Origin of the sequence: Bradyrhizobium sp. S3.3.6 (genome assembly GCF_040546905.1) — a bacterium.
GTDB classification, from domain to species: domain Bacteria; phylum Pseudomonadota; class Alphaproteobacteria; order Rhizobiales; family Xanthobacteraceae; genus Bradyrhizobium; species Bradyrhizobium cytisi.
Map to the genome: position 1 here is coordinate 338,706 of NZ_JBEPOT010000004.1, position 23,199 is coordinate 361,904.

The 23,199-nt window shown below is 64.3% G+C and carries 24 protein-coding genes; 10 read left to right on the plus strand and 14 right to left on the minus strand.

From position 1 onward, the window contains the following. Positions 1-15: 15 nt before the first annotated feature. From ABID59_RS14295 to ABID59_RS14310, 4 genes are all read right to left on the minus strand, one after another. On the minus strand, positions 16-258 hold the full coding sequence (locus ABID59_RS14295) for a hypothetical protein (protein WP_354083788.1): 243 nt from the start codon (positions 256-258) through the stop codon (positions 16-18). A gap of 233 nt (positions 259-491) precedes the next feature. Beyond that, positions 492-1,199: an outer membrane protein gene (locus tag ABID59_RS14300; RefSeq protein WP_187434723.1), complete on the minus strand. Its 708-nt coding sequence runs from the start codon at positions 1,197-1,199 to the stop codon at positions 492-494. 288 nt (positions 1,200-1,487) lie between these two features. Continuing rightward, complete coding sequence (locus tag ABID59_RS14305; protein ID WP_187434722.1) at positions 1,488-1,910, minus strand: hypothetical protein; 423 nt, start codon at positions 1,908-1,910, stop codon at positions 1,488-1,490. Positions 1,911-2,134: 224 nt separating this feature from the next. Next, the gene (locus ABID59_RS14310) at positions 2,135-2,515 is read right to left on the minus strand and encodes a His-rich protein BRANT (RefSeq protein ID WP_354083789.1); all 381 of its coding nucleotides are present in this window, start codon (positions 2,513-2,515) and stop codon (positions 2,135-2,137) included. Positions 2,516-2,765: 250 nt separating this feature from the next. Here ABID59_RS14310 and ABID59_RS14315 point away from each other — a divergent pair, with 250 nt between their 5' ends. Further along, positions 2,766-3,308: a tetratricopeptide repeat protein gene (locus tag ABID59_RS14315; RefSeq protein WP_354037252.1), complete on the plus strand. Its 543-nt coding sequence runs from the start codon at positions 2,766-2,768 to the stop codon at positions 3,306-3,308. 107 nt (positions 3,309-3,415) lie between these two features. Beyond that, positions 3,416-4,801 (plus strand): serine hydrolase domain-containing protein, encoded by a 1,386-nt coding sequence (locus ABID59_RS14320; RefSeq protein ID WP_354083790.1) that lies wholly within the window; start codon positions 3,416-3,418, stop codon positions 4,799-4,801. On the opposite strand, the gene ABID59_RS14325 is transcribed toward ABID59_RS14320, so the two are convergent. Beyond that, a complete protein-coding gene (locus tag ABID59_RS14325; protein WP_354083791.1) occupies positions 4,791-6,362 on the minus strand; it encodes a S10 family peptidase in 1,572 nt (523 codons plus the stop codon). The two genes, ABID59_RS14320 and ABID59_RS14325, sit on opposite strands and share 11 nt — an antisense overlap. Positions 6,363-6,595: 233 nt before the next feature. Here ABID59_RS14325 and ABID59_RS14330 point away from each other — a divergent pair, with 233 nt between their 5' ends. The 3 genes from ABID59_RS14330 (at position 6,596) to ABID59_RS14340 (ending at position 8,629) form a co-directional block, all read left to right on the plus strand. Next, positions 6,596-7,375, plus strand: a complete 780-nt coding sequence (locus tag ABID59_RS14330) for an NAD kinase (RefSeq protein ID WP_148750172.1) — start codon at positions 6,596-6,598, stop codon at positions 7,373-7,375. 99 nt (positions 7,376-7,474) lie between these two features. Then, on the plus strand, positions 7,475-8,020 hold the full coding sequence (locus ABID59_RS14335; RefSeq protein WP_008133731.1) for a response regulator: 546 nt from the start codon (positions 7,475-7,477) through the stop codon (positions 8,018-8,020). A gap of 30 nt (positions 8,021-8,050) precedes the next feature. After that, on the plus strand, positions 8,051-8,629 hold the full coding sequence (locus tag ABID59_RS14340) for an Hpt domain-containing protein (RefSeq protein WP_354083792.1): 579 nt from the start codon (positions 8,051-8,053) through the stop codon (positions 8,627-8,629). Positions 8,630-8,750: 121 nt separating this feature from the next. Here ABID59_RS14340 and ABID59_RS14345 read toward each other — a convergent pair whose 3' ends face one another. From ABID59_RS14345 to folE, 4 genes are all read right to left on the minus strand, one after another. Beyond that, positions 8,751-9,926 (minus strand): DUF2336 domain-containing protein, encoded by a 1,176-nt coding sequence (locus ABID59_RS14345; RefSeq protein ID WP_354083793.1) that lies wholly within the window; start codon positions 9,924-9,926, stop codon positions 8,751-8,753. 159 nt (positions 9,927-10,085) lie between these two features. After that, positions 10,086-11,102, minus strand: coding sequence for a lytic transglycosylase domain-containing protein (locus tag ABID59_RS14350; RefSeq protein WP_354083794.1), 1,017 nt, complete (start codon positions 11,100-11,102; stop codon positions 10,086-10,088). A 228-nt stretch (positions 11,103-11,330) separates the two neighbouring features. Beyond that, positions 11,331-11,753 carry a phosphoribosyl-AMP cyclohydrolase gene (hisI, locus tag ABID59_RS14355; RefSeq protein WP_354037259.1) on the minus strand — a complete coding sequence of 141 codons (423 nt, stop codon included), beginning with the start codon at positions 11,751-11,753 and terminating at the stop codon, positions 11,331-11,333. A gap of 27 nt (positions 11,754-11,780) precedes the next feature. Next, positions 11,781-12,473 carry a GTP cyclohydrolase I FolE gene (gene folE, locus ABID59_RS14360; protein WP_354083795.1) on the minus strand — a complete coding sequence of 231 codons (693 nt, stop codon included), beginning with the start codon at positions 12,471-12,473 and terminating at the stop codon, positions 11,781-11,783. Between the two features lie 235 nt (positions 12,474-12,708). On the opposite strand from folE, the gene ABID59_RS14365 reads away from it, so the two are divergent. Then, positions 12,709-13,164 carry an iron-sulfur cluster assembly scaffold protein gene (locus ABID59_RS14365; protein ID WP_148750161.1) on the plus strand — a complete coding sequence of 152 codons (456 nt, stop codon included), beginning with the start codon at positions 12,709-12,711 and terminating at the stop codon, positions 13,162-13,164. A gap of 16 nt (positions 13,165-13,180) precedes the next feature. Here ABID59_RS14365 and ABID59_RS14370 read toward each other — a convergent pair whose 3' ends face one another. Then, positions 13,181-14,089: a COG3904 family protein gene (locus tag ABID59_RS14370; RefSeq protein WP_187434720.1), complete on the minus strand. Its 909-nt coding sequence runs from the start codon at positions 14,087-14,089 to the stop codon at positions 13,181-13,183. Between the two features lie 229 nt (positions 14,090-14,318). Between ABID59_RS14370 and yidD the strand changes: the two genes are divergently transcribed. Further along, the gene (yidD, locus tag ABID59_RS14375; RefSeq protein ID WP_354037263.1) at positions 14,319-14,657 is read left to right on the plus strand and encodes a membrane protein insertion efficiency factor YidD; all 339 of its coding nucleotides are present in this window, start codon (positions 14,319-14,321) and stop codon (positions 14,655-14,657) included. A 92-nt stretch (positions 14,658-14,749) separates the two neighbouring features. Continuing rightward, on the plus strand, positions 14,750-14,962 hold the full coding sequence (locus ABID59_RS14380) for a hypothetical protein (RefSeq protein WP_148750158.1): 213 nt from the start codon (positions 14,750-14,752) through the stop codon (positions 14,960-14,962). Positions 14,963-14,967: 5 nt separating this feature from the next. Here ABID59_RS14380 and ABID59_RS14385 read toward each other — a convergent pair whose 3' ends face one another. Together ABID59_RS14385 and ABID59_RS14390 are read right to left on the minus strand one after the other, a co-directional pair. Next, entirely contained in the window at positions 14,968-16,164 is a 1,197-nt protein-coding gene (locus tag ABID59_RS14385; RefSeq protein ID WP_354083796.1) for a hypothetical protein, read from the minus strand. 14 nt (positions 16,165-16,178) lie between these two features. Then, positions 16,179-17,543: an APC family permease gene (locus tag ABID59_RS14390; protein WP_354083797.1), complete on the minus strand. Its 1,365-nt coding sequence runs from the start codon at positions 17,541-17,543 to the stop codon at positions 16,179-16,181. 365 nt (positions 17,544-17,908) lie between these two features. Between ABID59_RS14390 and ABID59_RS14395 the strand changes: the two genes are divergently transcribed. After that, positions 17,909-19,210 (plus strand): alpha/beta hydrolase, encoded by a 1,302-nt coding sequence (locus ABID59_RS14395; RefSeq protein ID WP_354083798.1) that lies wholly within the window; start codon positions 17,909-17,911, stop codon positions 19,208-19,210. Between the two features lie 76 nt (positions 19,211-19,286). Here ABID59_RS14395 and ABID59_RS14400 read toward each other — a convergent pair whose 3' ends face one another. Both ABID59_RS14400 and ABID59_RS14405 read right to left on the minus strand, forming a co-directional pair. Beyond that, positions 19,287-19,676, minus strand: a complete 390-nt coding sequence (locus tag ABID59_RS14400) for a hypothetical protein (protein WP_354083799.1) — start codon at positions 19,674-19,676, stop codon at positions 19,287-19,289. Positions 19,677-19,764: 88 nt separating this feature from the next. Further along, the gene (locus ABID59_RS14405) at positions 19,765-20,937 is read right to left on the minus strand and encodes an MFS transporter (protein ID WP_354083800.1); all 1,173 of its coding nucleotides are present in this window, start codon (positions 20,935-20,937) and stop codon (positions 19,765-19,767) included. A 186-nt stretch (positions 20,938-21,123) separates the two neighbouring features. Between ABID59_RS14405 and thrS the strand changes: the two genes are divergently transcribed. Then, entirely contained in the window at positions 21,124-23,190 is a 2,067-nt protein-coding gene (gene thrS / locus ABID59_RS14410) for a threonine--tRNA ligase (protein WP_187434718.1), read from the plus strand. Positions 23,191-23,199: the final 9 nt, after the last annotated feature.

Here is a 23,199-nt window from a genome sequence, read left to right on the forward strand (position 1 = left end):
ATCTGGCCGAGTGTCTCAGGGCGTCGCGATCGCCAGCGACGCCTGCTCACCGGCAAGCGCCACGCAGGCCTTGCGGCGGTGCAGCCCGCGGATCGCCCCGGTGACCTTGAGCACCTTGCCCGACGGACAGGAGGCGTCCTTCACGAAGGCGACCTCGTAGGGTGCCAACATCAAAGGCTCGGATTTGAGGATTGTTTGGGCAGAGCACGGCAGGGCGACGAAACACGAGACCACCACCACCGACGCCAAGATACGCATGTTCGTTGTCCCACCAGCCCAGCAATTCAATAATACCGCTTTCCGGAGCGCCAGTTCCGTAAGTCGCAGAAATTATTTTTGGTTTACCCGATCCCCGTGACACGCGTGAGAAGGCGCGCGCCAGACTGTTTGCTTGCAAATGACGCGCCAGATGGTTCACGCAAGGCAAACAAGCGAAAGGCCGGCAGGAAGCCGGCCTTTGTCAGATCGTGGTCGTGCTCGCGCGCGGCGGATCAGTAGCGCGAGGCCGCCGGACCGCCCCAGCCGAAGCGGTAGTTCACACCGACCTTGACGGTATGCTCGTCGTCCCGGCCGCGAACGCCGACGACGTCGGCTGGACCGGCGGTGATCGTCGTGCTGCCGAAGTTATAATACTGGTACTCGGCCTTGGCCGACCAGTTCGGCGCGAACATGTATTCGAGGCCGGCGCCGACGGTATAGCCGTCCTTGCTGTTGCCGGTGGCGGTGAAGGCCTGCGGCACGCCGGCGATGTTCACGCCAAGACCGCCGTTGCGCCAGGCGTAACCGCCCTTGGCGTAGAGCAGCGTCGGGCCCCAGGTGTAGCCGATGCGGCCGGTCACCGACCCGAGTTGGTCGGTGCTCGAGGTCACCTGGGTGCCCAGCGGGAACGTGACACCGTTATTGTTGGTCGGCAGCCAGGAGTACTGGGCTTCGATACCCACCACCCAATTGGGCGCGAACTGGTAGTCGAAGCCGCCCTGCACGCCGCCCAGGAAGCGGGCGTCGCTGGATTGGAAGCTGCTGTCCCCGGCGAAGGCGCCGCCGACATGGCCGCCGATGTAGAAGCCGGTCCAATTGTAGATCGCCTGCGGCGGCGTGTAGGCCGGAGCCTTGGTGTAAGTGTGCGGCTGCATGTCCGCTGCGGCCGCCGGTGCGGCCAGAGCGAGCAGAGCTGCTGCCCCGAGCAATATCGTCTTCATGGTCATCCCCGTTCTTTCACGTACGACACTCAGGAAACAACGTGGCGTGAATTGGGTTGCTTCGCGGCGATGCCGGAACGTTGATCGTTCGCAACTGTGACGGAGCGGCAACATCGCGCTTTTGTTCCATCTCGTCCGGCCTGCGCCGGCAGATTTTGTCGTCCGCACATGTCCAGCCGTAACGATTTGTCGCAGGGCAAAACCGATCCGTTCAAAGCTCGCCGAAATGTGATCCAGCGGCTCCGGCGGTTCTTGTCCTAGCATCGCGCGATGAAGGCGCGCTTTGCGCTACCGCGCCATCTTTTCCAGTTCTGGAAAGGGTGCGTAAACCGCGCCTGCGCAGATCTCGTTAGCGCGATCGATGACGCGGTCGGCCCGGCCGTTGACGTAGATGATGGCGCGCTCTCGCATCGCCTTATAGGTGCCATCGGTCTCGCGCGGCGTGAAGTGCAGGCAGCTGACATAGAACTGCCGCCCGCCGACCTCCCTCAGCACCGGATCGGCCATGCTGGCGTCGCGCACGCCGACCGGATTGTTGAGATAGGCGCGCATCAGGGCCAGCGCGTCACTTCGAAAATTATCGGGAAAGGACTGCGGCCCTCCGGCCTGGCCTCCCTCCAGCAGGGACGGACGGTCCCCATCGCTGCCGAAACAGGCCGTGAGCGCCAGAGGCAGCACCAGGATCGCCGCGCGTTTCGCCAATCGCCCCAAGGGATCACATTCTCCAGCCAGTCGGACTCGCTCCAGCCAGTCGGACTCGGAGTTGTTTCTAGCTCCAAGGTTGCGCAAAGGGAATTCGCTTCCACAGACAGCGCACCGGCCCGCCGCCAGCGCCTCGCGCTTGCGCGCGGGGCGTGACGGGCGAGCCGGGCCTGAACTCCGCGCGCGGCAGCAGGGCAATCCAGGGATGCCGCCGCGCGGGATCAGATCAGTCGTTAGCTGCGCTTCTCGATAGTCACCGGCTTGGTGACGCCCGACGGCGTCTTCAGCGACTTCTTGGCCGAAAGGTGCTTGTCGTGATGACGATGCGTCCGCACGGTCTTGTGCTGGTCCGGCGTGATCGCTGCGTTGGCGTTCATCGCCTTGGCCTTGGTATCGGCATCGGCCTTCACATCTGACTTGGCGCCCGATTTGGCGCCCGACTTGATGTCGGCCGTCTTGGCGTCGGGTTTCGCGGCGGTGGTCGAGACCTTGCTCTGGGCCTGGTCCGCCTTGATGACTGGCGCGGTCGTGGTTGTCTTGCCGGCTTCAGCTGCGAAGGCCGGGGCTGCGATGACGGAAGCTGCGAGCAAGGCTGCGGAAATGGTCTTCAACATGGTGGTCTCCTCTTGGAAGGATCTTGAGGCGGGCGCCCTCTCGCCAACCCTTCGATCATGGGTCAGAGCGTAGAGGGAGCGCACTGAACCCTGTCTGAAGCCCGCGGCCAGCTCCCGTTCATCTCGATGACAAGTTTGTCATCTGAGGAAAGGCGAATACACCGGGGTGCCGGGAATGTTTTTGCGTACCGGGTGTTCCGGTATTCGGGCAATCGTGTAGGATCGCCACGTTCCATACGGGAGAACTTCAATGCGCAAATTCTCAATGCTTGTCGTGCCGGGACTCGTCGCCATGTCGCTGGCGGCCGCGCCGGTGCTGACCAGCGCCTATGCGGCGGGCAGCGATGAGCCCTCCTCACCGCCGAAGTCGGACAACTCGTCCAAGAAGGGCAAGAAGAAGAGCTCTTCCGTCAGCGACCCGAAATTCCTCGCGGCCTATCGCACCGCCTATACTACGATCTACGACAGGAACGACTATACGGGCGCGATCGGCCAGCTGAAGTCGCTCAAGCGCGACGACGTCGCCGACGTCGCGAACCTGATCGGCTATTCCTATCGCAAGCTCGGCGACTACCAGTCGTCGAAAGTCTATTACGAGATCGCGCTGAAGGACGATCCGAACCACGTCCGCACCTGGCAGTATTACGGCCTCTGGCAGCTCGAGCAGGGCAACCGTGAACAGGCGCAGTATCACCTGAACAAGATTGCCATGCTCGCCGGCACCGACAGCTCCGAATATCGCTCGCTGGCTGCCGCGCTCGACAAGCCGACCGGCGCGACGCTCGTCTACTGAAGACATCGCATCTTCGCATGACAGAACGGGCACAACCTTCCGGGTTGTGCCCGTTCTGCTTTCTCGGCTAGCTTCTCGCAACCGATCCCCTCGCAAATTGGTGCGCAATGGACACGTGGCTGCGATCCGCGATCGACTACATCGGCTCCTGGATCGAATTCCAGCAAACGACGGCCCAACAGCCCGGCGTCATGGTCGCATACGTCCATCGCGGCGAGGTTGTCGCCGAACATGCGTTCGGCCTTGCCAATCTCGACACCGGCGAGAAGCTCACCCCGCGCCATCGCTTCCGCATCGCCTCGCACTCGAAGAGTTTTACATCGGCCGGCGTCATGAAGCTGCGCGAGCAGCGCAAGCTCAGGTTCGACGATCCCGTCGGCCAATATGTGAGCGGTCTGCATCCGCGCGTGGCCGAGACCACGATTGCCCAGGTGCTTTCGCACAGCTCCGGGCTGACGCGCGACGGCGCCGATTCCGGCCAGTTCATCGACAGCCGTCCCTATCTCGACGCCAAGGAGCTGCTCGCCGAGTTGAAGGGGCCTCCCGCGATCGAGCCAGGCACGCGCTTCAAATATTCCAACCACGGCTTTGCCCTGATGGGGCTCATCATCGAAGCGGTGACCAAGGAGCCCTACGCCGCCTGGATCAAGCGCGAGATCGTCGAGCCTGCAGGCCTCCGCGAGACCGAGCCAAATGCGCCGCTTCCCAGGGGCGCGCTGTTTGCGCGCGGCCACACGCGAAAGCTGCCGCTCGGCGAGCGCTGCGTAATCCCTGGCGATAATCCCGCGCACGCGATGGCATCGGCCGCAGGCTTCGTCGCTACCGCAGCCGACACAGCGCGTTTCTTTGCCCAGCTCGCTCCCAACGCCAGGAAGAGCGTGCTGTCGGTCGCGAGCCGCCGCGAGATGACGCGCAACCATTGGCGCGTGCCGCAATGTCTCGAGGGCTATTACGGCCTTGGCGTCAACGCCGGCAAGACCGACGGCTGGGACTGGTTCGGGCATGGCGGCGGCTTCCAGGGTTACATCTCGCGGACTTGCTCCATCCCCGGATGCGAGCTCGCGATCAGCATCCTCAGCAACTCCATCGACGGCGCAGCCCCGATCTGGATGGACGGTGCCATGCAGATCCTGCGCGTCTTCAAGACCCGCGGCGCAGCCGACCGGCGCCTGCGCGACTGGACCGGCCGCTGGTGGACGATCTGGGGCGCGACAGATTTCGTGCCGATAGGCAACCGCGTGCTGCTCGCCAATCCCCAGTTCAACAATCCGTTCATGGATTCCGGCGAGATCGAGGTCACCGGCCGCGACACCGGCAGGCTTGCTTGGGCCGCGGGAGTTTCCAGCCACGGCGAGCCGGTGCGCCGCGTCCGTGACAAGCGCGGCAAGGTCAGCGACATCTGGATCGCCGGCGCCAATGTCAAGCCGGCGGTCGTCGTCGCGCGCGAGATCGCACGGAGATACCCGCCACGAAAACGCCGGCCTACTCCCTGATCAGCGCCTCGACCTCGCTCCGAAGCGCCTGTCGCGAGCCATCGCGCGAGTAGAACATGTGGCCGCCGGGATAGACGACGAATTTCACGCGCGACGTCACAAAGGCCGGTAGCTGGTCGAGCGCCCGCTTCGTGCCGAAATAGGGCGTGGCGAGATCGAACAGGCCATGCGCGACCAGCACGTTCAGCTTCGCATCGGTGGCGAGGATCTGGCGCAGCTCCGACAGCGATTGCGGCGGGTTGATGCCGCCACCAAAGTCCCAGTTGCGCTCCACGGCGCCGTTGAGGACTTCATAGGAGCCGTCGGGGCGCCAGTTGAGCTTGCGCGTGAGCACATCGACCGCGGCACTCGTCAGCGGCGCCTGAAGCGCATCGCCCGAGGGGTCGCCGAAGCGCGAGCTGCTCGAATCCGGATAGGGATCGAAGCCGCGCACGGAGGCGTCGTAACGCCCGGTCACCATGCCATTCTTGCGGTCGAGCTCGCGACGGAATTCGCCGACGTCGAAGCGGCCGGCGAGCCTGCGGCTCACCGCCGGGTCGATGCCGGTGAGCTCCGCGACCTTGTCGGCAAGACGATTGGAGGCTTCCTTGTCCGCCTCACCCTTGACGAGATCGGCCAAAAATTCGCCGCGGGCGTAGGCCTCGACATCAGCGAGATCGGCGCGCTTGACCGGCCCCTTGGCTTCGCGCGCCACCGCCACATAGCTCGGCAAGGTCGCGACATATTGCAGGAGGCTCGTGCCTGTGAACTCGCGGAAATCCAGGAGCGGCGACACCAGGACCAAGCCTTTGACACCGACGCCGTGCTGAATCTGCAACTGGCGCACGACCTTGGGCCCGCGAATGCCGCCATAGCTCTCGCCAGCGACATATTTCGGCGAGGTCAGGCGGTTGTGCTTCTCGAGCCAGCGGCGGATCACGAGCGCAATCGCGTTGACGTCGCCATCGACCGAATAGAACCGTTTGCGTGCATCCTCGCCGCTCGCGATGACACGGCTGTAGCCGGTGCCGACGGGATCGATGAAAACGAGATCGGTGAAGTCGAGCCAGGTTTCCGCGTTAGGCTTCACTTCGGGCGAGGCCGACGGCGACACCCCCTCGCCGTCGAGCGGCAGCCGCCACGGCCCGGCCGCGCCGAACTGGAGCCACGCCGACGAGGCACCGGGCCCGCCGTTGAACAGGAACGTCACCGGGCGCGTGCGATCGGCGCCGTCGAGCTCGTAGGACGTGGTGGCGATGTCGGCGAGCGGCTCCCCCTTGTCATCGAATACGCGGATGGAGCCGGCGGTCGCGGCAAAGTTGAGCGTTCGCCCCGGCAGATCGAGGGTCTGCTTGGTGGTCGAATCTCCGGGCAGACGATGCTGGTCGGCGGCAGATGGCGAGGCCTGCGCTGCATTGCCGCCGCGACCGCCCTTCTGTCCCGCAGGCGCCGCCGCCTCGTTGCGCGGCTGCGGCGGATCGTCCGCGCGCGCCAAGTCTGCGAACGCTACGTCTGCGAGCGCGAAGGCAGACACCGCCAGCACCAGCCCCGCGCAGCGCAGCATCGGCAAGCCTATGACCATGATTGTTCTCCCTGCCCCGGCCCGTCGGTCGCTGGCCGCAGCTGTAGCCGGCAATTGCGACGGTTTGGGGAATTGGAGGCCCAGGTAGGGCTTTCCGGGCCGATCCGCTTGGCTTTTGCCCTCCCCGCTGGGCGCGTTTGCCTTCCGGGCGGTCGTCCTCGACAATGGAGGCCCAGGTCGTATAGACGACCTCGGCGGAACTTTCTCGAGCCAGCAACACCTGCCTGGAAGCCATGACCAAGCCATCGCGATACGACCGGATCGCCTTCGTCGCCAGCCCGAGCAGCGAGGCAGAGGCCGCCTTCCACCAGCTCACCACGCAATATGGCAATTGCGATCCGAGCGAGGCCGACGTCGTGGTCGCGCTCGGCGGCGACGGGCTGATGCTCCAGACGCTGCACCGCCACATGCGCTCGGGAAAGCCGATCTACGGCATGCACCGCGGCACGGTCGGCTTCCTGATGAACGAATACTCGACGCACGACCTCCGCGCCCGTCTCCAGGCCGCGCATGAATCCGGGATCAACCCGCTGCTGATGCGCGCGACCGACACCCATGACCGCGTCCACCTGCATCACGCCATCAATGAGGTCTATCTGTTCCGCCAGACCTACCAGGCGGCGCGCCTGCGTATCCTGATCGACGAGCGCGAGCGCATGCCCGAGCTGATCGCCGACGGCATCATTGTGGCGACGCCGGCAGGCTCGACCGCCTATAATCTCTCCGCACAGGGGCCGATCCTGCCGATAAACGCCGCGCTGCTGGCGCTGACACCGATCAGCGCTTTCCGGCCGCGGCGCTGGCGCGGCGCACTGCTGCCCAACACGGCCTACGTCGTGATCGAGGTGCTGGAAGACGACAAGCGGCCCGTCGCGGCCGTTGCCGACCATGAGGAGGTACGCAGGGTCCGGCGCGTCGAGATCCTGTCCGACAAGACCATCTCGATGCGCATGCTGTTCGATCCCGGCCACAGCCTGGAGGAACGGATCCTGCGCGAGCAGTTCGGCTACTGACCTGCCTGCTCCGCCCCCCGCCGCCCGCCTGTTCGCAACGCTTCGTTAACCCTCGGCACGATATGGTTAACGAAGGTTGACCGCTTTGGCCCAGGCGTCATGTTTCGCATCGACTTCAACAAGCTGCGCTTTCTCGTCTGCGACGATAATCCGCACATGCGCCGCATCCTGCGGACGCTGCTGCATTCGTTCGGCGCGCGCGAGGTCTATGAGGCCGAGGACGGCGCCACGGCGCTCGAAATGTACAGTCACTACGTGCCCGACATCGTCATCACCGACTGGGCGATGCCGATCTTCGACGGGCTCGAGCTCGCGCAGATGATCCGGCAGCCTGAATCCAAGGGCAACCCCTACGCGCCGATCATCATGCTGACTGGCCATTCCGAGAAGCGCCGCGTCACGGTCGCGCGCGATGCCGGCGTCACCGAATTCCTGGCCAAGCCGATCTCGGCCAAGGGCCTCTACCAGCGCATTCTCAACGTGGTCGCCAGTCCCCGGCCTTTCATCAAGACCAAGACCTATTTCGGCCCTGACCGGCGCCGCAACACCAACTCCGCCTATATGGGCCCGGAGCGCCGCGTCGGCGAAAAGCACGAGGTGCTCCAGCAGCCCTCGCTGCTCGACAAGGCCCGCTCCTCCATCTAGCGCAGGGTCCCACCCGACGAGGCAGGCATCATGGCGAAGAACAGCGCAAAGGACATCGAGGTCACGGCCTTCGCCACGCATCAAATCATCACGCAGCCCAATCCGCTGCGTAAGGTTCTGCGCCGGGTCGAGGAAAAGGACCTGGACGATCCGATCGGACGCGCCGAGCAGGCGCTGGCCGATCTGTCCGGCGAGTTCAAGAGCTGGATGACGACCGAGGTCAACCGGCTGTCGTCTGCCTACGTCGCCATCGGCAACGACGGCTTCACCAAGGCGCGGCGCGACGAGCTGTTCCACGCCGCGCACGACATCAAGGGCGACGCCGCCACGTTCGGCTTTCCGGCCGCGGCGGGAGTTGCCGAGAGCCTGTGCCGCGTCATCGAGCACGCGCCGGATCTCGAGAAGGTGCCGGCCGAACTGTTCACGCACCACATCAACGCGATCCTCGCCATCGTGCACGAGAACACCAAGCTCGACAGCATCAGCATCTCCGCCGAGCTCAGCCGCCGTCTGCGCAAGGTCGCCGACGACTATCTCGCCGACGTCAACCGCGACCGCCCCGAGCATCTCGAAGTGATCCTGGCGCCGAGCATCGCGCCGGCGGAGTAACGACTCCGCTCTCTCCTCTCGTCATTGCGAGCGCAGCGAAGCAATCCAGAATTCCTCCGCGGAAAGACTCTGGATTGCTTCGCTGCGCTCGCAATGACGAAGTTTGCGGGTCCGGCTTGAACTACGCTGCGATCAGGTCGTCGTACACCGGATCGATCGTGTCTTCCGCAACCAGCTCGTCGCAGAACAACCTCGCCTCTTCGCGCGCGGATTCGGTGGCGAAGCGGCGCAACAGGACCATCAGCGGCTCGGTGGCGCCGCGGTCGGCCTCGCAATGGGTGAGCACACGCTCGACCATGCGCCGGCGCAAGCGCGCCGCGGTGTCGTCGGTGTCGACAAAGCCCTGCTCGTGGCAGGCATCAAGCGCGACCTGGAACGCTGCGAACGTCGCCTCGGGTAAGCCTGCGCGACGAAGCAGCGCGTGCAGGCTGTTGCCGCCACGGTCGTGCAGCAGCGCGGAGACGCGCGCGAGCGGCAGATCGGCCAATTCGGCAAGTGCCGCATCAAAGAGCTCGAGATTGCTCGACAGCAGCGCGCGCAGGATCAGGCCCGCGGTGAGCTGGCCGGTGATCCGCAGATGCTTCACCAGGCCCTGCATGTCGTCGCCGCGCGAGCGCGCCGCAATGTTCATGGTGGACCGATCTCGCGCCTCGGTCGTCATGCGTTCGGCACGGTCGGCGCTCAGCCAATTCCGCGCCACCACGAACTGTGCCAGCGTCTCGGAAAGCTTTGCCACCAGTGCCGCGCGCGTTGCGGCAGGAATGTCGTCCAGCACCAGCATCGCCTCGCGGATCGCGGCGAGATGGCCGTGACGCTCGACGATGCGGTTCCACGAGAACGGTGCCAGCTCGGCGTGGGGATTTTCGATCAACTCCAGTGCGGCGGCCGCGCAGCCGACCTCGGCAATGGCGGCGCAGACCGAGACCGGCAGCGCGATGCGGCGGGCGACCGCACATTGCACCTCGTCGTTGCCGGTCGCGACGATGTCGACGAGATCGGCATCGATCAGCAGCGGCGAATATTCGAGTACGGGCAGCGCCACGGTCGGCTGGTCCGCCGACAGCGCCCGCACGATCGACGCCGGCGCATCCGTGCTGCGCGCAAACGCCTCGGCCATCGCCTGCCGCACCAGGGGCGAGGGATCGTCGAGCAGCATCAGCAGCGCGCCCTCGGCGGCGACACGGTCGTCGTGAGAAAGATCCGAGATCAGCCAGGCCCGGGCCAACGCCCGCGTTGCCTCCGCCCGCTCACCGGCGGGCGCGGTCCTGATCCAATTAATGAACTGCCGAACAATCATGGTGCTTCCGGCTTACGCAACGAAAAAAAGAAAACGGTGACGGCCTGTCACCTGCAACACAAAATAAACCACGACGCTTAACAAAGCGTTCACCATAACTGGCTGGTTTTATTGATGATTTGTTAAGGGCTGGAAGCAGCCCAAGGGCGCGATAGCGCGCTAGCTCGAGAACGTGCCGCTGCGATCGCTGAACAGATCAAGCGGCTGCGGCGGCCGCACGTCGGGCGTTGTCGACGCGACCGAAGTGAGCGAGGCGTTGTTGCCCCACAATTTCTGCACCGTCGTCGAGACTGGCTGCGTCGCATCGCCGGGCTGATAGATCGAACGGAATGCCGGCGTGATCGGCGTGTTGTCGGCGACCGTCGCCGACGATGTCGCGCTCACCGGCGTCACACCACGCGCATCCGGAAAGGTCTGGAGATAGGCGGCCCCATTGACCATTGGCACGGTGGTCTGCACGCCGTTGGCGGCGGCGACCTGCGTGGTCGACGGCGTGTCACCATACATCGCCATCGCGCTGCGCGTGGATTTCGCATTCGAGGCGCTCGCATAGCGCGCGTTCAGCACCGAATAGACTTCGGAGACGCTGCGCGCGCGGCCATCCTTGGCGTAGAAGATCGACCGGTTGGCGGATGCCGCATTGGGAAACAGCCGCGCACCGACCGCTTGCGGGTTGTCCTCGGCATTGGCGATCAGTTTCGCCGCGCCGCCGGCGCCCATGAAGTGCGCCATATAGAGCTCACTGTCGGACGGCCTGCGGCCGAGCAGACCGGTGAGCTTGAAGCTGTTGGACTGCGTCAACGCCGCCGCCATGCTGGAAGCGGCCTCGGGATCGTCGCGCAGCTTCATGATCGTGCGCTTCATGAAGGGATCGTCGACGGTGTAAGTGCCGGACGAGGTCTTGCTGATGGCGTCGGCATAGTTGCCATAGCCGAGCTGCGGACCCGCCTCTTTCACAGTGCCGAGCCAGGTCTGGTCGATGAACTGATAGAGACCGTGGGCGGACGAGGTGGTGGCACCGGCCGACGGATCGAAATCCGATTCCATCTTGGCGGTGGTCAGCATGTATTCGAAGCTGACGCCGGTCTGGTTCGAAGCCTGCTTGATCGCGCCCGCAACGCGCCGCGATGAGTCGGATGCGGCCGTCTGCGAGGCACTGGAATTGTCGACCGACATGATGGCGTGACGGGCCCGTGCGGCGTTTGAGCGGCGCCGGCAGTTCGGACGCCTGATCGCCACACCGTGGGACAGTTATGGTTAATGCGGGGTTAATTCGGGGGGCTGCCCGTCCCCGAGCCATTCCGGGGCATCGCGTAGCGATGAGCCCGGAATCCATCTAACCGCGCGTGATGCCGTAGAACGGATTCCGGGCTCGCGCTTCGCGCGCCCCGGAATCACAGCTCGCTATTTCTTGTAGACTGCGTTCGGATCGAACAGCCTGTCAGCGTCGACGAAGACGAGCTTTGCACCGCCGCCCTCGGCCTCGACCTTGCGATAGAAGCAGGACCTGCGCCCGGTATGGCACGCCGCGCCGATCTGCTCGACGCGAAGCCAGACGGCGTCCTGGTCGCAATCGGTGCGGATCTCGACCACGCGCTGGGTCTGACCTGAGGTCTCACCTTTTCGCCACAAGGCATTGCGCGAGCGGCTGAAGTACCAGGCTTCGCCAGTGGCAATGGTCTTGCGCAGCGCCTCGTCATTCATATGGGCGACCATCAGCACGTCACCGGTGGTGACGTCCGTCGCCACGCAGGTCACGAGGCCGGCGGCATCGAACTTGGGGAGGAAGGACAGGCCTTCCTCGATCTCGCGGGAGTGAGCGGACACGACAAACCTCGCCAGTTATCCGCGAGGTCAGCGCGTCATGCCTCGCACCATGGACAGGAAGCGGGCCTGCTCCGCCGGGTTGTCGCGGAACATGCCCGTATAGCGGCTGGTGAAGGTCGAGGCGCCATGCTTGGCGACGCCGCGCACCGACATGCAGGTATGCTCGGCCTCGATCAGGACAGCAACGCCACGCGGCTTCAGGATCTCGTCGATCGCGGCTGCGATCTGCGCCGTCAGATGCTCCTGGGTCTGGAGCCGGCGGGCGAAGATGTCGGTGAGGCGCGCGAGCTTCGACAGGCCGACGACGCGTTCCACCGGCGTATAGGCGATGTGCGCCTTGCCGTAGAACGGCATCATGTGATGCTCGCATTGCGAGGTGAACTCGATATCACGCACCAGCACGAAGTCGTCATAACCGGCGGTCTCGCCGAAGGTGCGGTCGAGCACCTCGGCCGGGCACTGGTGGTAGCCCTGATAGAGCTCGTCGAACGCCTCGACGACGCGGCGCGGCGTGTCGAGCAGGCCCTCGCGCCCGGTGTTCTCGCCGATATAGGCGAGCAGCGTCTTCACCGCGGCTTCCGCCTCGGCACGCGCGGGACGCGGCTGGTCGGCGCGGACGGCGGCCGCAAGGAATTCGGCAGGATCGAGCTCCGCCGGGCGGCTCTCGAGCTGCTTGTCAGAGGGCTTGTTCGGGCGGATGGATTTGATTGTAGCGTCCATGTCTACTCCGTTCGACGGCCTTGCGGCCGGAGTGTCACCGGCAGACGGGGCGGACAAGCCGCCGGACGCCTGGAGAGAACAGTATTTGGCGAAAGAGGTTTCTTGGCAATAACGCCGGATCTGGATCATCGCCGACGCACCGCCGGACTGTTTTTCCGCCAGTTCCGCCCCTATATAGGGCCGTGGACCGCGCCCGCCAAGGCCGATCCGGCAGGTCAGTGTTGGACTCCATCACATGCTGAACGACATCTATAACAAGCGGATCATCGAGCTGGCCGGAAATATTCCGCGCCTCGGGCGGTTGTCGGACCCCGATGCCACCGCCACGGCCCATTCCAAGCTGTGCGGCTCAACCGTCAAGATCGACCTCAAGATGGAGGGTGACACCGTCACCGACTTCGCGCATGACGTGAAGGCCTGCGCGCTGGGACAGGCCTCTTCATCCATCATGGCAAGTCACGTGGTCGGCTCGACCGCGAGCGAACTCCGTGAGTTACGCGAAACCGTTCGCAAGATGCTGAAAGAGAATGGCTCGCCTCCCGAAGGCAAATGGGAGGAAATCAAATTCCTCGAGCCGGTCCGCGACTACAAGGCGCGTCACGCCTCGACGCTGCTGACCTTCGATGCTGTGGTCGATGCGATCGGCCAGATCGAGGCCAAGGCAATGCAGCCGGCCACCGCGCAGGGCTGAGACCAGACTGGGGCTCTTACTTCTGCGACGGCGCCGCCGGTGCTGTCACCGCGCCACCGGTGGGCACCACGGCTTCCGCCGTCTTGGTCGACTTGGCAGCCTGCTGCGGCTCCGGTTCCTCGCCGAACCTTGCCTGCGTCTTCGGCGTAAGCTCGGCCACCGCAGGCGCCGAGATATCCACATGCGGCAGCACGTCGGCCACCAGATTGGTCGTCACGAGATTGGTGAGCTTCAGCTCGGCTGTGTCCAGCTCGTGCAAATCTTCCCACGGCGGCACGTTGAGCGCGAGGGACAGCAGGTCCCCCGCCCCGCCCATGTCAAAGGTGTATTTGGCGAGCCGGCCGATGTCGCGTTCCACGATCATCAAATCCTGCGCGCTGTAGCTCGCGGCCTTGGCATCATCGGCCCGGTCGCCCATCCAAATCTGATGGACGCGGACATGGGCCGCTTCCGGCACGTAGCGCTTCTTGCCGGCCAGCAGCAGGAACACGCACATGGATTCGCAATAGGCTTCCGAGGCGACCGCCGGACGGGCACCCTGCCCGCCGCCGCCCTGCTGCGTGATGCCGACGGTGGTGAGAAGGCCGAGATTGCGGAAGCGGCGGCCGAGCGAGATCGCGTCGTTGACGGAACCGCCGCTGGAGTCGAGCACAACGGTGGCGCCGCCGAGCTGGCGTCCACGGGCGAAGTCATCAAAGTCCTTCGGGGTATCAGCAGTAATGATGCCGACCGCGCTGACCCAGCCGCGGCAATTGGGCTCGCAGGCGACCCAGCCAAACTTCATCGGCAGCTTGCGCTCTTCGAGCGAGACGCCAGCGCTGGCCGACGAGCCAAAGGCCGCGACGGCGCCCGCCAACACAACACCACAAGCGGCGGTTCCCACAAGCAACCAGCCGCGAAGGTTGAGCGACTTCAGAACTTTCAAACTCGTTCCTTCCCCAAGCCCCAAAAGCAATCAGGCAAACCCCGTTTCGACGTTCCAATGAATCTCACATGAACTTCACCAAAATGGTATCCGGGGGAATACAGATCGTCCATAGGTACTTGCTGCACTGCTCCCAGAAAGCAGGCAAACTATGGCGTGGACACAACAACTTGCTGTTCCCTGCGCTGGAACTGCGCAACCGGGCGCTCACGATGGCGACACAGCGCACATGAAGCACTCAGCCTGCGAGCACTGCTCCACTCCTGTTACTGAAGCGCTGCGGCTGCCGCGCAGATTCGGTCGCGCGCTGATCTGGCTCTATCGACACACGCTGTCGCCGCTGGTCGGCTACAACTGCCGACACCTGCCGACCTGCTCCCTGTACGGCGACGAGGCAATCGAGAGGTTCGGACTTTGGGCCGGAGGCTGGATGACACTCGCGCGCCTGTTGCGCTGCAATCCCTTCGGCACGTCGGGTATCGACAACGTGCCCCTCGCCGTGCCGAAGAGTGCGCGCTGGTACCTGCCCTGGCGGTACGGCCGCTGGCGCGGAGTGAACGCCCCGTAAGCATGCTGCGGTGCTTTGCGCATTACTGCCCTGACCGGAACCGGAACTTTCCCCTCGCGTTGTTGTGATGCTCCCCCAGGGAGGAAACAACAATGCGCTGGAAAATCAGCCCTCATTTTCGCTTCAGGCCAGGCCCGCATCCCGGATTCAATCCGAGGGATCACGATCCCAGAACCATCGACGTGCTCGCGATCATTGCTCTGCTCGTGCTCGTCGTCGGATCCGGCTGGTATCTGGCAACAAGCCTTGCGACGCCGCAAAGCACGACGGCATTCATCGTGCCGAGCCAGAGCGTGCACTGGTAGCTAGACTAGCGGAACCAGAAGAATCGCCCGGGCGGTGGGACCGGCTCGGGCGGACGCGGCCGCTTCGGTCGCGGCTTGGGCGGCGGCTCGGCGGACGAAGTCGTCTCCGCGGCCGGCGCGGCTTCGCTCGCCGCCATTTTCACCGACAGCAGCAAGTTCGACTCATGCATCCGCCAGCGATAGCCGACGCCGAAATCGATTGGCTGGGCGCGCGTGAACAGCTCGGCGTAACGCTCCTGGTAACGACCGGGGAATTCGCCGATCGGCCCGAGATAGCGGCCGAACGGGAAGAAGCGCCATTGCCGCGAATTGTAGTTGGCGACCGGAATGCCGGAATCATCCTGGATGATGGTCGCGCTGTTGGCGAGCAGCCAATCGCGGGCGACGGTGAAGTTGCCCCCGTGCAAGAGATAGGACGCGCTCTTGAGCAGGCTGTTGCCGGGCCCGAGCGTCTCGCAGAATTTCAGGAAGCCGGCTGCGCGCGCGCCGGAATTGGAGAGATCAGTCGAGAAATAATACAGCGTGCGCGCCTCGCCGTCGGCACTTGCAAAGGTGATGCGGACCCCGCGTGTGGCATTCGGCCCAGGATTGTCATTGCCCGTGTGCGCCCCGCCCTTGTCGTCGAGTGCGACCGTCTCGACGTTGCGGATGGTTTTGCCGGAGCGCGCCAGGAATACGTAGAGGATCGGCAAGGTGCCGTTGACCTGGTTGGCGTGCAGGTCGACCTTCATCTGCTTGGTAATGAAGAAGGAGAAGCTCAGGATCGAGCCGAGCGAGCGCTCGACATTGTAGAGTGCGGCATTGACCGAGCCGCGCGGCAGCCTGGTCAGATCCGGCACCGCGCCGACGGGCTCCAGCGCGCCCAGCACGTAGGTGCTGGCCTTGGAATAAAAGGCGTTGGCGTAGAGGAAATCCGGGCCGCTGAAAAAGTAGAACATGGTCGGCCGCGGCGCGGCGAGATTGACGTCCGACCAGTTCCGGATCTTCGACAACTGCCGCTGCTCGAGCTGGGCGAAGGCGCTGTCGAAGAATTTGGCGTGATGCTGCCAGGACGGGTCCCTGGTGAGCGCCACCAGCGGCGAGTCCGCTGAAGGCTGCATGCCTGCGAGGAAGCGCGCAGTGTCGTCGAAGGTAACCTCGGCCGCGCGCGTGGACGAGATGGCCGCAGCCATAAGGGCAAGAGCGACGGCCGCAATTCTCATGGGTCGAAACATATCTATTCGCGATTGTGTGACGTGGCAGCGGCGACCGGCCGCCTGCGGAAAACTGCATAAATCAACAGGCCCGAGAGCATGACGAGCATCCCCGACAGCGACTGCACCGGCCGCTCGGTCAAGAGGTAGTACATCATGGATGCGGTCACGATCAGGAAAATGAGCGGCGTGAATGGGTACCCCCAGGCGCGATAGGGCCGCGGCAGGTCGGGATCGGTGATGCGCAGCTTGATGACGCCGGCAACCGTGAAGAACGAGCAGAACAGCAGCGAGAACTGGATGAAGTCGAGCACCGCCTCGAAGCTGCGCGTGAACAGCAGCAGATTGGCGACCGCGAGCTGAAACAGGATGGCATAGGCCGGCGCACCCCTCACCGATCGTTTCGAGAACACGTGCAGCGCCGGGATGTCCTCTCCCATCGTCATCATCACGCGCGGGCCGATCCACATCATCGCGCTGATCGAGGAGATCAGGCCGACGCAGATCATCGCGCCGACGATACGGCCGCCGAGGCCCCCGAAAATGGCGCTGCCGGCCACGCTTGCGACGTCGAGCTGGCCGGCCAACGCGCTGATTGGCGTCGCGTACAGGAACACCGCGTTGAGCGCGACATACAGCACCAGCACGATCAGCGTGCCCGCGAGCAGTGCGCGCGGCAGGCTCTGCTGCGGCGTGTTCATCTCGCCGATGATGTAGGTCGCGGCGTTCCAGCCCGAGAACGAGTACATCACGAAGACGAGCCCGATCGCGAAAGGCGCGCTCACGATATGGGCGAAATCACCGGCGTGGGGTGCAAACGAGATCGGCTGCGGCGTGCCGACGACGAAGCCTGCAACGAGGAAAGCGACGATCAGCACGACCTTGAGGATGGTCGAGATCAGCTGGAAGGTCGAGGAGTGCCTGACGCCGGCCAATTGCACGATCGAGACCAGCCACACCACGCCGATCGCGAGCGGGATCGGCGGCACCTCAGGCATGACGGACTTGGCGTATTCGCCGAAAGCCATGGCAGCGAGGGCTACGGGCGCGGCAAAGCCGACCGTCGCCGAAACCCAGCCGGCGAGAAAGCCGAAGGCCGGATGATAGGCGCGGCCGAGGAAATTATACTCCCCGCTCGAGCGGGGAAACATCGCGCCCAGCTCGCTGTAGGAGAACACGCCGCACAGCGCGACGATGCCGCCGACCGTCCACAGCGCGAGGATCGAGAAGCCCGAGGGGATGTCCTTGACCTGGAAGCCGAGGCTCGTGAAGACGCCGACCCCGATCATATCGGCAACGACGATCGCGGTTGCGACCAGAACGGAGATCCCGGAGCCGCCGGTCAGCCGCCCGGTCCAGGGCGCGGTTCCCGCATCTGATGCCGTCATCTGGGTCCTTAGCCTCAGGCGTCGCGCCTCATCGGAGGCATCGTGCAGATTGGTCCAGTCAATTCAAGCAGGGTTAACAAGGGTTAAATGAGGCGATTGAAATAGGTAATTAGCCACCTTCCTTGCCCGCGTCCGAGCAATAAAGCCGTAGTCGGCCGCGGAAATACGCGCGGCGCTCCCACAATCGCGACACGATTGCGTGGTCTTTTTTGATCGTTCCGGATGTGGGGAAGTTTCTCCGGACACTTAACGTCGCCTAAACGCCAGTTGGCTCAATTGTCTTAAGTTTGCCGATGGACGTGACTTGGGTCGTGACTTGGGGTCATGGGTGGATGGTCGGGGCCGTTCCGAAATTGAGAGCAGACATGCGCGCTGACCGGACCAAGGCGTCCGGGGCGCGCGGTCATGCGCTTCGGATCGCCCTGATCTCAGGCTTGGTGCCGTTGTCGCTGACGCTGGTTCAATGCGGCCAAGCTCCCAATCCGGCGGCGCTCGCCGCGAACTCGCAGGCCAATGTCCCGGTCGTCAATCAGACCGTCCCCAAGACCAATCCGCAAGTCGCCAGCAGCGACACGTTTGAGGATCGCTTCCCGGCCCCGCAGTTCAGGGAGCGCTTCCCCTCGGCGAGCGAGAGTTTCCTGCAACGGCAGATGTCGGACTTCTCGCCCAAGCGCACCGTGCAGCAACAGCCGGAGCAGGCACCGTACAAGGTCGCCTCGCTCGCGCCGCAGGTCCCCTACCAGCGCCCGGCGCGTGACGACCTGACGGCGCTCGTCAGCATGAAGTCCTCGGCCTTCCCTTATTTCGGCAACAACCCTGCGTCCGACGCGCCCTTTCTCAACATCTCCAAGGGCGACCGCCGCGGCCACCGCAGCTACTCGGGGCGCGTGTTCTGGCAGGACGAGACCTACAACGACAGCCGTGTCCTGGTGCACGTCCCCGAGCATTTCGACGTGCGCAAGCCTGGCGTGATCGTGGTGTTCTTCCACGGCAATGGCGCAACGCTCGAGCGCGACGTGCGCGACCGCCAGCTGGTGCCGCAGCAGATCACCGATTCCGGCGCCAATGCCGTGCTGCTCGCGCCGCAGATGGCTGTCGATGCCGCAGACTCCAGCGCTGGAAAATTCTGGCAGCCCGGTGGCCTCAAGCGCTTCATGGAAGAGTCAGCCAGCCACCTCGCGCAGCTGACCGGCGATCCCAACAGCGCGCGGGCCTTCGCCAACATGCCGATCGTGATCGTCGGCTATAGCGGCGGCTTCCTGCCGACCGCCTGGAGCCTCGAGGTCGGCGGCATCAGCGATCGCGTCCGCGGCGTCGTGCTGCTCGATGCGGTCTATGGCGAGATGGACAAATTCGCATCCTGGATCGAGAGCCACCGCTCGGGCTTCTTCGTCAGCTCCTACACCCACTACACCGCACGGCGCGACCGCGAGCTGATGAGCATGTTGCGGCAGAAGGGCATCGGTGTTTCCGAGGACATGGATGGACCCTTGCGTCCCGGTAGTGTCGTGTTCGTCGAAACCGGCGACGGCATTACGCACCGCGACTACGTCAACCGCGCGTGGACGCAATATCCGCTGAAGGACGTGCTGGTGAAGATGTCGGCGACGCCGGCGCTGGCGCTGACGCGCATTGCAGCCACCAGCTCTTCCGCGCCAAGCCGTTAGTCTGAACTTTGCGAACGAGCGATGCTGAGCCGGATCGCCGACCAGGCGTCCGGCCCTCGAACCTCAGCTCTTGATCTCAGGTTTTGGGCAGCTTCGGAATGCTCTCGGCAAAGCCGTTGAAGCAGGCCAGCCGCTCGTCCTCTTCCTTGAAGAACCGGCAATCGGCATAGCCCTTGGCCTTCGCCGGCTTCGGCTTGGGCGTCGGCGGGATGATGGCGTCGTAGCAGTTGAGCCGGTCCTTGGTGCCGTCGTCAGTATCGAGACAGGCCTGAAGCCGAGCCGCGATCGATTGCGGCTTGCCCTTGGGTGCTGCAGCCGGCTTGGCGGCGGCCTCTTTGGTGCCGGTCTTGGTCCCCTTGGGCTTGACCTGCACCAGCGGCTTGTCCCCCACCATCGGTGGCTTGTCGGTCTGCGCAAACGCGGAGGCTGAATAGAGCACCGCGGCAACCGCCAGAATCATCCTCATTTCAGTCAACTCTCTTTGGTCCCCATGACGGGCCTTCTAGCGCTCTCCCGCGCGGTTTGCCAAGCGCCTTGCAGGGGAAATGCCTGCTTCAGCCCGGGGCGGCAACGGCCGGCCGGGGACGGCTCGCAAGCACCAGGACCAGCGCCAGCACGACAAAGCCGACCGCCACGAAACCTGTGCTGTGCAGCAGATCGCGGGCAAACAGCAGCCCTCCGACGGCCGAGCCGATGGCCTGGCCGATATAGAGGACTGACGTATTGAGCGCGACGGTTGCAGGCGCAAGCGGGGGCGCTGCCGCGACCAGCCGTACCTGCTGCATCGAGTTGGTCGAGGCAAAGCCCAGTCCCCAGATCGCCACCGCGATCGCCATCAACACGAGCGTGCCCGCGCTCAGCACCCACACGGTGATGCCCGCGAGTAACAGGCACGTGAACAGCAAGGAGGTTCGGTATGGCCCCCATGTGTCGACGATACGGGTCGCCACCACAACGCCGAGAAAACCGCACACCCCATAGATGCCGAACACTATGCCGATCGCATCCGGGCTCGCCTCGGTCAGCTTCTTGAGCAGCGGGCCCATGAAGGTGAACACTGCGAACTGTCCGGACATCTGCAGCATCGTGATCGCGAGCAGCAGCAGGATCGTCCTGTCGCGCCCGACCTCGCTCCAGGTTTTCAGGTCAACCGGCGTGCCCTTCAAGCCGGCCGGCAGGCGCACCAGCAGCAACAGGAAGCTGACGCAGCCGAGCGCGCCAATCTCGCCATAAGCGGCGCGCCAGCCGTAGCGGCTGGCGATGAAAGTGATCAGCGGAAGGCCGACCGCGGCAGCTAACGACCAGCCGAGGAAGATATAGGCGATCGTGCTACCGCGCCGCTCCGCCGGCACGATCAGCGCCGCCGTGCCGGCAGCCTGCGGCGTGTAGAGTGCGCCGACGGCAAGCATCACCAGGCGGATGACGAGGAGGCTTGCATAGTCGGGCGCAAAGGCCGAGGCGAGATTGCCAAGGGCGAGCACCGCGAGCGTGGTCGTGAGCAAGACCCGCCGTTCGATGCGGCTGGTCAGCCACGCCGTCAACGGCGAGCCGATGCACAGCGTGATTGCACCGAAGGTGATGAGCAGCCCGGCCGCATGGATGCTGATGCCGAGCCCCGCAGATAATTCCGGCAGCATCCCCGCAGGCGCCAGCACCGAGCAACCAGTGACGAGATTGCCAAGCATCAGGGCGGTTGGCGTGAAACGGCCGGCGCGGGGACTTTCCATGCAAGTGCATGTAGAACAGACGCACCTGCAGTTAAAGAGCGGCGTTCGAAATAGTTGGAGCACCGCCCCGGCTTTTGCGCGCCACTTTCTTGGAATTGCCGGATTGCACAGGCCGAATCGCCTGATATATCGCTCGTTCCCGCTTACCTGCGCTCGTTCGCAGGAGTGAGCCTCAGGAGAAAAGCAATGACCGACCAGCCCAAGGACCCCAAGTCCGAACAACCCAAGTCCGAATCCGGCTTCCAGTACAGCCTCAGCAATCTGAGACCCGTGACCCCGCCGGAAAAAATCACCCTCACCTTCCCCGATGGCGCCCGGCGCGAATACGCCAAGAGCACGACCGGCATGGAGATCGCCAAGGGCATCTCGCCGTCGCTGGCCAAGCGCACGGTGGCGATGGCGCTCGACGGCGAGCTCGCCGACCTCAACGATCCGATCGACGCCGATGCGAAGATCGAACTCGTCAACCGCGATGATCCGCGCGCGCTCGAGCTGATCCGCCACGACTGTGCGCACGTGCTGGCGGAGGCCGTGCAATCGCTGTGGCCGGGCACGCAAGTGACCATCGGCCCGGTGATCGAGAACGGCTTCTATTACGACTTCTTCCGCAACGAGCCGTTCACGCCGGAAGATTTTGCCGCGATCGAAAAAAAGATGCGCGAGATCATCGCGCGCGACAAGCCTTTCACCAAAGAGGTCTGGGATCGCGAAAAAACAAAACAGGTGTTTCGCGACAAGGGCGAGACCTTCAAGGTCGAGCTGGTCGATGCCATTCCCGGAACCGAGCCGATCAAGATCTATTACCAGGGCGACTGGTTCGATCTCTGCCGCGGCCCGCACATGACCTCGACCGGCAAGGTCGGCAACGCCTTCAAGCTGATGAAGGTGGCCGGCGCCTATTGGCGCGGCGATTCCAACAACCCGATGCTGACCCGTATTTACGGCACGGCCTTCGCCAAGCAGGAGGACCTCGACGCTTACCTCAAGCAGATCGAGGAAGCCGAGAAGCGCGATCATCGCAAGCTCGGCCGCGAGCTCGACCTCTTCCATTTCCAGGAGGAAGGTCCGGGCGTCGTGTTCTGGCACCCGAAGGGCTGGACCATCTTCCAGCAGCTGATCGCCTATATGCGGCGACGCCTGACCGGCGACTACAACGAGGTCAACGCGCCGCAGATCCTCGACAAGTCGTTGTGGGAGACCTCCGGCCATTGGGGCTGGTATCGCGAGAACATGTTCGCGGCGCAATCGGCCGGCGACGAGGCCGAGGACAAGCGCTGGTTTGCGCTCAAGCCGATGAACTGCCCAGGTCACGTCCAGATCTTCAAGCATGGGCTGAAAAGCTACCGCGACCTGCCCTTGCGCCTCGCCGAGTTCGGCGTGGTGCATCGCTACGAGCCGTCCGGCGCCATGCACGGCCTGATGCGCGTGCGCGGCTTTACCCAGGATGATGCGCACGTCTTCTGCACCGAGAACCAGCTCGCCGAAGAGTGCCTGAAGATCAACGATCTGATCCTGTCGACCTATGCCGATTTCGGCTTTACCGGCGAACTCACGGTGAAGCTCTCCACGCGACCGGAGAAACGCGTCGGCACCGATGCGATGTGGGATCACGCCGAGCGCGTGATGGCCACCGTGCTGCGCGAGATCCAGGCGCAGAACAATCACATCAAGACCGAGATCAATCCCGGCGAAGGCGCCTTCTACGGGCCGAAGTTCGAGTACGTGCTGCGCGACGCCATCGGCCGCGACTGGCAATGCGGCACCACGCAGGTCGACTTCAACCTGCCGGAACGATTCGGCGCGTTCTACATCGACCATGACGGCGGCAAGAAACCGCCTGTCATGGTGCACCGCGCGATCTGCGGCTCGATGGAGCGCTATATCGGCATCCTGATCGAGCACTATGCCGGCAACTTCCCGCTCTGGCTCTCGCCGGTGCAGGCGGTGGTCACGACCATCACCTCGGAAGGCGACGAGTACGCCAAGCAGGTGCTGGAGCAGGCGCGGCGCGCAGGGCTTCGGGTCGAGATCGACCTGCGCAACGAGAAGATCAACTACAAGGTCCGCGAGCATTCGCTGGCCAAGATTCCGGCGCTGCTCGTGGTCGGCAAGAAAGAGGCCGAAACGCATTCGGTCTCGGTCCGCCGGCTTGGCAGCGACGGGCAGAAGGTGATGACGACCGCGGAGGCAATCGCCGCGCTGGTCGACGAGGCGACCCCGCCGGATGTCCGGCGGATGCGCGAGCCGGCCTGATCCCTGAAA

Bases quoted from the DNA above. Each gene is read 5' to 3' on its own strand.
- ABID59_RS14390 (WP_354083797.1), bottom strand. From the start codon at position 17,543: ATGACGGCATCAGATGCGGGAACCGCGCCCTGGACCGGGCGGCTGACC.
- ABID59_RS14335 (WP_008133731.1), top strand. From the start codon at position 7,475: ATGTTTCGCATCGACTTCAACAAGCTGCGCTTTCTCGTCTGCGACGAT.
- yidD (WP_354037263.1), top strand. From the start codon at position 14,319: ATGAAGCACTCAGCCTGCGAGCACTGCTCCACTCCTGTTACTGAAGCG.
- ABID59_RS14350 (WP_354083794.1), bottom strand. From the start codon at position 11,102: ATGTCGGTCGACAATTCCAGTGCCTCGCAGACGGCCGCATCCGACTCA.
- ABID59_RS14365 (WP_148750161.1), top strand. From the start codon at position 12,709: ATGCTGAACGACATCTATAACAAGCGGATCATCGAGCTGGCCGGAAAT.
- ABID59_RS14330 (WP_148750172.1), top strand. From the start codon at position 6,596: ATGACCAAGCCATCGCGATACGACCGGATCGCCTTCGTCGCCAGCCCG.
- thrS (WP_187434718.1), top strand. From the start codon at position 21,124: ATGACCGACCAGCCCAAGGACCCCAAGTCCGAACAACCCAAGTCCGAA.
- ABID59_RS14325 (WP_354083791.1), bottom strand. From the start codon at position 6,362: ATGGTCATAGGCTTGCCGATGCTGCGCTGCGCGGGGCTGGTGCTGGCG.
- ABID59_RS14300 (WP_187434723.1), bottom strand. From the start codon at position 1,199: ATGAAGACGATATTGCTCGGGGCAGCAGCTCTGCTCGCTCTGGCCGCA.
- ABID59_RS14380 (WP_148750158.1), top strand. From the start codon at position 14,750: ATGCGCTGGAAAATCAGCCCTCATTTTCGCTTCAGGCCAGGCCCGCAT.
- ABID59_RS14345 (WP_354083793.1), bottom strand. From the start codon at position 9,926: ATGATTGTTCGGCAGTTCATTAATTGGATCAGGACCGCGCCCGCCGGT.
- ABID59_RS14315 (WP_354037252.1), top strand. From the start codon at position 2,766: ATGCGCAAATTCTCAATGCTTGTCGTGCCGGGACTCGTCGCCATGTCG.
- folE (WP_354083795.1), bottom strand. From the start codon at position 12,473: ATGGACGCTACAATCAAATCCATCCGCCCGAACAAGCCCTCTGACAAG.
- ABID59_RS14385 (WP_354083796.1), bottom strand. From the start codon at position 16,164: ATGAGAATTGCGGCCGTCGCTCTTGCCCTTATGGCTGCGGCCATCTCG.
- ABID59_RS14320 (WP_354083790.1), top strand. From the start codon at position 3,416: ATGGACACGTGGCTGCGATCCGCGATCGACTACATCGGCTCCTGGATC.
- ABID59_RS14405 (WP_354083800.1), bottom strand. From the start codon at position 20,937: ATGGAAAGTCCCCGCGCCGGCCGTTTCACGCCAACCGCCCTGATGCTT.
- ABID59_RS14295 (WP_354083788.1), bottom strand. From the start codon at position 258: ATGCGTATCTTGGCGTCGGTGGTGGTGGTCTCGTGTTTCGTCGCCCTG.
- ABID59_RS14400 (WP_354083799.1), bottom strand. From the start codon at position 19,676: ATGAGGATGATTCTGGCGGTTGCCGCGGTGCTCTATTCAGCCTCCGCG.
- ABID59_RS14395 (WP_354083798.1), top strand. From the start codon at position 17,909: ATGCGCGCTGACCGGACCAAGGCGTCCGGGGCGCGCGGTCATGCGCTT.
- ABID59_RS14340 (WP_354083792.1), top strand. From the start codon at position 8,051: ATGGCGAAGAACAGCGCAAAGGACATCGAGGTCACGGCCTTCGCCACG.
- ABID59_RS14310 (WP_354083789.1), bottom strand. From the start codon at position 2,515: ATGTTGAAGACCATTTCCGCAGCCTTGCTCGCAGCTTCCGTCATCGCA.